We start from the raw sequence: 6,901 nt of genomic DNA, 5'->3' as shown, positions 1-6,901 counted from the left end.
AAACAAACTTGCTCAAACCGTTCATTTTTCTGTTGGTTATAGCAAGAGTTATAACGGTGGTATTAGAAAAACACATACTTTAAGTCGTCCGACTAACTTAACAATGGATATTTATAAGATTTGTACATACTTTTTACATGAACAATATACTGGAGAACCTATCCGCAGCATAAACATCTCTTTAACGAATCTAATTCAAGAAGGGGAAGAACAAATCTCTCTTTTTGATAATGTCACGAAACGAGAACAAGAAGTGAAGTTAACAAAAGTAATGGATGAAATACGCACAAGGTTTGGGAAGAACAGTATTTTGCGGGGGATTTCCTACACGCATAGCGCCACAGCTAGATACAGAAACACACTAATAGGGGGCCACAAATCATGAACAACGCTAATATGCCAAAAGGAAGAGGAATGGTGAAATTCACTCTATTGGTTATCAAGACCTAAATTGTAAAAAGTCATAAAAAATACAGGGCGATACATATTAGTCATATATAATATGTATCGCCCTTTTACTTCTTGCTCAGTAATCGCGCCCGTTAATTGAATACCATAACTGCTACTATTAGCTATAATATATTTCAATCTATTGAACAGTATCTTTTTTCTTTTCTTTTAAAATAGCTTCTGTCAACCTCTGATCTGCTGTATATTTTGCTTTGTTCGGCATTCCTTCAGCTCTGGTTATTTCCATTGTATTTAAGTTTGCTACTACCGAGAAAAGCGTTCCAAATTTATGCTCTGTTAAATTTAAACAGACATGCCCCTTGGTTTCAGACATAATTGATTTGGCAATAGAAAGTGTCATATTATTGACATTTTCAGCAAGAACTCTATCTAATGTTTCAAAACGATCTTTTGATTTGCTCCAATTCCAGTTCTCTACAGCTAATGCACCTACATGATGATTCGTACAATGAATATAATTATTTTTCGGTAGACGAACATTGCATTCATTTGGAGTAACTTCAACAACTACCATACTCCCTGATGGGTCAGCCAATAAATAGTTATTCGCAACTGAGCTTGGAAAACTTTTTAACACCTCGATTCCTTCCGCTACATTACTGCAATTTTCTAAAATATGTTTACATGAAATATAAAAGTTTAAACCTAGTTTAATTCCCTCATGTGGGACTGCTGTAATGCCCACAAATAAACCATGTTCATTTATGCCATCCACTTTTCCAATAAAACAATCTGAGTCACCTAGGTATTTATTTTTGTCATCAAAACAAACTAATGAAGATTCTGTAATTTTCTTCAAACTAAAGAGCATATCATAATTGCGTCCGATAATGACTTCCTTACCATTAAATGCTGCAAAAATACTGCATTGGCCTGAAGGTTCAAAAACTCCTATACTTAATAGAAAGGAGCTTACTTCCTCAAAAGAAGCATGACAACCGTCAGCAAAACCGTGTATTTCCTTTACAATATCCGAATCAAACTCATTCAGAATTGGGATACATGATTTTCCATAATGTAATTTTTCTTCTGTAACTTGTGGGAAGCGAAATCCGTTTTTGTAAAGAATTTCTGCATAATGCCTCCCTGCCCTATATGGATCCCCTTTCAATCTCGGATGATACATATTCTTTTCCTCCTTTGTTAAGTAAAATCTTTGTATATAAAAATAATAAACCCTCCAGTAGATGGAGGGTTTACCCGAATTTTATAAAAATCTTATTTAATATCAATTTTTGATAACAGGTACACATAATTTTGTAAAAAAGTCTGATGGATGTCTGCTTAAATTGGGACGTAGATCCCGCAAATTAAAATTAGAAGAAATTAGTCCTTCCTCATATATCTCCATCATTTTTCCATTTTGTGTAAGATTATTTTCATCAATCCACTCTTTCAGTATTTCATATCCTGCAGCCAAGTCTGTGTAAGGTCCTTTAACTGTAATGCATGCGTAATTTCCGTTGGGTAATATTCTGCAACTATCTATATTATTCGAATCACTTACAGGTATAAGCAATTCGATATCCGCCTCATTTTTCTTCAAATCTCTATCATGGAAAATAGCCATGAGCTTTCCATTAACCTTTAGATTAAAAGCATAAACTTGATCGAATAAATTTTTCACGAGCATATCTATAAAGTTGATCTTAATTCTTTTACGAAGAGTATATACCCATGTCTTCTCCCGAATTTCAACATAACAATTAGAGAAAATCGAACCCTGAATGATTGGAACATCGGCTTTCATTTTTATTTGCAATTGTTTGATTTCTTCTATTTCTTTAGAGATTTGTTCTTTTTGCTTTTCCAGTTCAGAAATTTTTTGTTCGAATATACTATTCCACTGTACTTGATCAACTCTCTCAATAATTCCCTTTATATCCGCTAATGGAGTATGCAAACTTTTTAGAAGCATTATTATTTTAATAGCTTCAATTTTGTCATAATCATAATAGCGATAATTAGTTTCAGGGTCTATGTATGAGGGCTTTAGTAAACCAATGTCATCATAATACCGCAATGTTTTAACAGGCAAATTACATATTTCCGAAAATTTCCCTATAGTATACATAATATTATCCTTTCAAACACCTAACTGTGTTTATAAATATATTAACCTACTTACATTAAGTATAATTTCATACTAACCCTAGTAATTAATTTTACGCCAGCACTCTTATAAAAGTTATTTTCTAACTATAAAGAAAAAATCTCTGTTACATTTTAAACATAATATACTAGATTATTTACGTACAGCTAATAATTATATAATGTTTAAAAAAGAATAATAGACTCACATATTAAACATAGTATTCGCTTTTCATTGTAGTATAGTTAACCGTTTGCCGCAATTCCTGAACAGTTTGCTGGGATACGTGAAATCATCAAGGAGAAAAACAAAGTAACTCGGCCGATCTTAACAGATGAAGAAAAAGCACTAATTGAGAACATGTTATTATGTTCCTTATTATCTGAAGAAGAAATACTAATTACATATTATGAGGATGGTTATTTACTCTCTAGCTATATGACTGTCGTTGATATTGATCCACCAAATAGTGCTGTTATATGTACCGATGCTTTTTATAACAGGATGAAACTGCAATTTTATAATATAATAGATGCAAAATAGAATATATTTACGTAAGCACATTTAAACCATTATAAAGGAGTGTACAAAATGCAAGAGGCTCAAATAAGAAAGAGTGCAGCAGGAGCAATTATTCATGACGATATAAATAACTATCCCTATTTAAATATACCAATGATCATTAGTGAAAAAGATGGAATGATTTATGAAGTTCTAAGTGCTGGTTTTCACACTAATGGTGCAGTGGGAATGCTAACAACGGACAGTTTTGCTACAACTGGGGTAAACGCACCAATCGTAATAGTAAAAAACAATGAAGATAGTATTCAAGCATGTCGCTTGCCTTTAGAACTAGAACATTGGGTACTTTCTTGTATGCGTGCTGCTTCAGTAGGAAAAAACCCGTTTCCCTGTAAAGTTGCTTTCGGAATCATCGACACTAAATTTTATGTAGAATTTAAATAAAAAAAGGTCTGCTTATTCAGCAGACCTACCATCAATTATAGCTTTATATTTTTTTGCCTGTTTCAATGTCCAAACAGGAGTAGAAGCAAGGATCTGGATTGGCTCAGGTAATAATGGTCTTACTTTCTTCCCATCTCGTTGTCGAGAAAACTTTGTGCTTAAACGGGCTTTATCCCAACCTAGTATCTCAGCAAATTCTTTTAAACCAACGAGAAGGGGAATTACTCCCCCAGTTCATCGCTCCACACTTGATAAAAGCCGCCACCAACCGTTTCAAGTACATTATCATCCTCTTGTGGGGATATTCCATACCAATATGCGGTTGTTATTACTTCGCCATCTAAAGTTTCAATTGTGATTTTTTCTTGCGTGTAAGCTATACCTTCTTCAGCAACTTTTTTAGCTTCACTTAAATCACTTACTTCAACTTCTTCTGTAACACCAGTATGATAGTTTACAATGTATTTTTCCATTTATAACATCCCCTTTAAAAGTGATAACTTTGTTATCTTTATTATAACAGAAATAGATAACTTTGTTAACACTTTAGAAAAATTCATTTAACTATTTCCTTTCTTTTAGGAAATAGCAAATCCATAGCTTCTACCGTTAAAATCCATTCTCCACGTTGTTTCCCTTCAGGTTTGTAGTATTTAATTTTCCCACCTTTAATTAATTCATCTACTAATTTATTATCTTTACCTCTCTTCAATTTCATCCTCAGAGCATCTTGTGTAATCCCCCAACGATCGCACGCTTCCCTCGGTGTCATAATTTCATCTAGCATAAATAACATTCCTATCACCTCTCGTTACCTATAAGTAACGTTCAACCAAATAAAAAACACGATGAATTCCACATGCGAAAATTAAGCAAATGAAGAACTACCACCCCCTTCTTTCGAAAAACTGAATAATCAGTTTTTTATTTTTCAACAACAACACCTCCTTCAGGTAAAGCTAACATGGTAAAATTATGGAAATATATACTAATAGGGTGAGGGGATTAATTATGAATGTGCAAACTGTCTCCAAAGGAGAAATAACAAATCTACTAAACAATTGGTATCAATCCATCATTTCACAACATGTACTAAAATCCACAAATTTCAAGAAAGAAATTGATAGTAAGATTCATCAAATTGAAGAAGATCAAAATATCCTTATTTATTATTCATTACTAGACTTTAGATATAAGTTACTTACCCATGACGTTGAAAACTATAAAGATAGTTTAGAAAAGATAGATTGTTTACCTGATCAAGCAGATACCTTCCTAAGATACTATCATTCTTTTTTTAAAGCAATTTATTCAATAAATATGGGAGATTACACTTCTGCTAAAGAACAATACGAAGAAGCTGAAGCATTATTAAAAGACATTCCAGATGAACTTGAAATAGCTGAATTTAATTATATGTTTGGTTCTTTCCACTATCATATTTATCAGCCACTACCAGCAATCAAATATACTACAAAGGCAAAGGAATTATTTTCAAAACATGCAGGATATGAAATCAAAGTTGCTGCTTGTAATAACACACTAGGTCTTGCTTGTACTTCCCTCGGTCAGTATGAAAGTGCGGAAGAACACTTCCTTGCAGCTTTAAATACTTTCAACAAACACGACGAAGATAAACTATCAGCAAAAGTGAAACATAATTTAGGATTATTGTATGCAGATCAAAACCTATCCGAACTAGCAATTAAATACTTAAATGAATCACTTGTAAATAACCAAAAAACACTATTCTTATTAGCGCAGGAGTATTTCAAATTAAATGATACAAACGCTGTCAGGTTGCATATTGAAAACGGATTAAAAATTTCAAATGAAGAGTACAATCATCATTTCAATATTCTAAAAGGATTAAATGACAATATAAGTACAGATGAATTAGAAGACATCATTTTGGCAGGAATTTGTTATTTTAAGAAAGAAGAGTTATGGAAATATGTAAAAGATTATTCAGCCGTTCTAGGCAATAAGTTTTACGAGTTAAAATCGTATGAAAAAGCGAGCAAATATCTACACATGACAAATGAAGCTGATAAAAAGGCTTCAGAGAAAGGAGCTTTAAAATAATGAAAAAATCTCTATTAATTTTTGCTATTGTCACAGGTTTTTTATCTTTCAGCTTCAGCAACACTACAAACTTACAATCTCTATCAAAAGAAAAAGTAGATTTTGTTCAATATGCACATGGTGAAACTATTTAACACAATGAAATACTAAAAACTTATTTCATTACCCCATTACAATGCGTAACCCAAATAATTATTAACAAGATAAAAAGAACCCAATATAGGTTCTTTTTATTTTTGCTTGTTACTCTTAAACATAAACCTTATTAATATTACTACAATTGCAATGATAACAATTGTAATTATTGCACCTGTGAAACTGAAATTAGAAAACAAGTTTTTCACCTGCCTTCATTGTTTAGTTTTAGTAAGTAGCAATCGTAAATGTTCCGTATTGTCCAGTTACAGTTGCTTTTGCATGTTTACTAGTATAAACAACAGCTACAGCAGTGTAGCCTTCACTTATATCAGAATAAAGGTAATTAGTATTATTAGCAGAATCACTTATCGTATTACTAAAAACTTTCCCAATTCCATTTTTCCCAACTACACCATATGCAGTAATTGTAACAGAATTTACAATTTTTTTGGCTTGTCCTTCATTTACTCGTGTTGAGAAATATCCCCCAAACGAGTGATTAAGAGTATTAACATCATCCCACACATAGCCATTCATACTTGCTGATATCCCTGAACCCCCACCACTTTTATTAAAGTATTGAGAATCTCTAGCAAGAGTAGCTGCTTCAGACTCACCAAATACTGTAGATTTTGCATATGTTCTTACAAAATCCGCATCCTCTTTTGAAAATTCTACATTATAAGGATACTTTAGGTTGATTTCTTCGAATCTCTCAATGATTTGATCTTTCGTAAGAGCTGGTTTTTGTACTTTTACTGATTTTGTATTGTTAGTTTCTTCCGCATTTGCATTAGGTGATAGTACACCAAATGAAACAATTCCTAAAGTTAGAGCAAGTGAAGAAACTCCCAATTTTTTCAATGCATTTCTCATAATCTTTTACATCCCCTTTAATAATATTTGGGGTTCAGCCGAGATACGTGTAAAAATGGGTCATAGACTGGTTTTTATTTCCAACTAATCAAATATGTCTGAGAGGGGTACCGCCACATCGCTATCAAGCTAATAAAAAGAAATGCCCCCTAAAATGAAAAAATACGCTATTCTTTCTGTAGAATCATAGGAAAGGATGGCGTTTTTTATGTCTGTTTCTGTTTCTAACGAATTACAACTATTTGCTCAAGAGATTCAAAGTGCCCTATCTCC

10 protein-coding genes are annotated in these 6,901 nt (G+C 32.5%); 5 read left to right on the top strand and 5 right to left on the bottom strand.

Translation table 11 applies throughout. The features are described from left to right. Positions 1 to 385, top strand: a 385-nt coding sequence (locus tag CO726_RS30220) for a DinB/UmuC family translesion DNA polymerase (RefSeq protein ID WP_483860608.1), incomplete at its 5' end; no start/stop codon positions are given. A gap of 204 nt (positions 386 to 589) precedes the next feature. On the opposite strand, the gene CO726_RS30215 is transcribed toward CO726_RS30220, so the two are convergent. Both CO726_RS30215 and CO726_RS30210 read right to left on the bottom strand, forming a co-directional pair. After that, entirely contained in the window at positions 590 to 1,597 is a 1,008-nt protein-coding gene (locus tag CO726_RS30215) for a C45 family autoproteolytic acyltransferase/hydrolase (RefSeq protein ID WP_099686754.1), read from the bottom strand. 102 nt (positions 1,598 to 1,699) lie between these two features. Continuing rightward, complete coding sequence (locus CO726_RS30210) at positions 1,700 to 2,545, bottom strand: MerR family transcriptional regulator (protein ID WP_099686753.1); 846 nt, start codon at positions 2,543 to 2,545, stop codon at positions 1,700 to 1,702. 279 nt (positions 2,546 to 2,824) lie between these two features. On the opposite strand from CO726_RS30210, the gene CO726_RS30205 reads away from it, so the two are divergent. Beyond that, the gene (locus CO726_RS30205) at positions 2,825 to 3,106 is read left to right on the top strand and encodes a YolD-like family protein (protein WP_099686752.1); all 282 of its coding nucleotides are present in this window, start codon (positions 2,825 to 2,827) and stop codon (positions 3,104 to 3,106) included. Positions 3,107 to 3,154: 48 nt separating this feature from the next. Further along, positions 3,155 to 3,529, top strand: a complete 375-nt coding sequence (locus CO726_RS30200) for a hypothetical protein (protein WP_099686751.1) — start codon at positions 3,155 to 3,157, stop codon at positions 3,527 to 3,529. A gap of 221 nt (positions 3,530 to 3,750) precedes the next feature. On the opposite strand, the gene CO726_RS30190 is transcribed toward CO726_RS30200, so the two are convergent. Continuing rightward, positions 3,751 to 4,002 carry a hypothetical protein gene (locus CO726_RS30190; protein WP_099686750.1) on the bottom strand — a complete coding sequence of 84 codons (252 nt, stop codon included), beginning with the start codon at positions 4,000 to 4,002 and terminating at the stop codon, positions 3,751 to 3,753. 83 nt (positions 4,003 to 4,085) lie between these two features. Next, on the bottom strand, positions 4,086 to 4,325 hold the full coding sequence (locus CO726_RS30185) for a helix-turn-helix domain-containing protein (protein ID WP_088609645.1): 240 nt from the start codon (positions 4,323 to 4,325) through the stop codon (positions 4,086 to 4,088). 215 nt (positions 4,326 to 4,540) lie between these two features. Here CO726_RS30185 and CO726_RS30180 point away from each other — a divergent pair, with 215 nt between their 5' ends. Next, positions 4,541 to 5,614: a Rap family tetratricopeptide repeat protein gene (locus CO726_RS30180; RefSeq protein WP_099686749.1), complete on the top strand. Its 1,074-nt coding sequence runs from the start codon at positions 4,541 to 4,543 to the stop codon at positions 5,612 to 5,614. Then, complete coding sequence (locus CO726_RS32910) at positions 5,614 to 5,748, top strand: hypothetical protein (RefSeq protein ID WP_281259865.1); 135 nt, start codon at positions 5,614 to 5,616, stop codon at positions 5,746 to 5,748. Before CO726_RS30180 ends, CO726_RS32910 begins: the two co-directional genes overlap by 1 nt. Before the next feature lie 229 nt (positions 5,749 to 5,977). Here the strand turns inward: CO726_RS32910 and CO726_RS30175 are convergent, their stop codons facing one another. Further along, positions 5,978 to 6,628: a hypothetical protein gene (locus tag CO726_RS30175; protein ID WP_099686748.1), complete on the bottom strand. Its 651-nt coding sequence runs from the start codon at positions 6,626 to 6,628 to the stop codon at positions 5,978 to 5,980. Positions 6,629 to 6,901: the final 273 nt, after the last annotated feature.

It is taken from the genome of Bacillus fungorum, assembly GCF_002746455.1.
Lineage (GTDB): Bacteria > Bacillota > Bacilli > Bacillales > Bacillaceae_G > Bacillus_A > Bacillus_A fungorum.
The sequence above is the reverse complement of the archived record's forward strand: the minus strand, read 5'-3'. Positions and strand labels throughout refer to the sequence as shown.

What these genes read in the sequence shown, in the direction of transcription:
- CO726_RS30215 (WP_099686754.1), bottom strand. Translation starts at nt 1,597, where the DNA reads ATGTATCATCCGAGATTGAAAGGGGATCCATATAGGGCAGGGAGGCAT.
- CO726_RS30210 (WP_099686753.1), bottom strand. Translation starts at nt 2,545, where the DNA reads ATGTATACTATAGGGAAATTTTCGGAAATATGTAATTTGCCTGTTAAA.
- CO726_RS30200 (WP_099686751.1), top strand. Translation starts at nt 3,155, where the DNA reads ATGCAAGAGGCTCAAATAAGAAAGAGTGCAGCAGGAGCAATTATTCAT.
- CO726_RS30190 (WP_099686750.1), bottom strand. Translation starts at nt 4,002, where the DNA reads ATGGAAAAATACATTGTAAACTATCATACTGGTGTTACAGAAGAAGTT.
- CO726_RS30185 (WP_088609645.1), bottom strand. Translation starts at nt 4,325, where the DNA reads ATGTTATTTATGCTAGATGAAATTATGACACCGAGGGAAGCGTGCGAT.
- CO726_RS30180 (WP_099686749.1), top strand. Translation starts at nt 4,541, where the DNA reads ATGAATGTGCAAACTGTCTCCAAAGGAGAAATAACAAATCTACTAAAC.
- CO726_RS32910 (WP_281259865.1), top strand. Translation starts at nt 5,614, where the DNA reads ATGAAAAAATCTCTATTAATTTTTGCTATTGTCACAGGTTTTTTATCT.
- CO726_RS30175 (WP_099686748.1), bottom strand. Translation starts at nt 6,628, where the DNA reads ATGAGAAATGCATTGAAAAAATTGGGAGTTTCTTCACTTGCTCTAACT.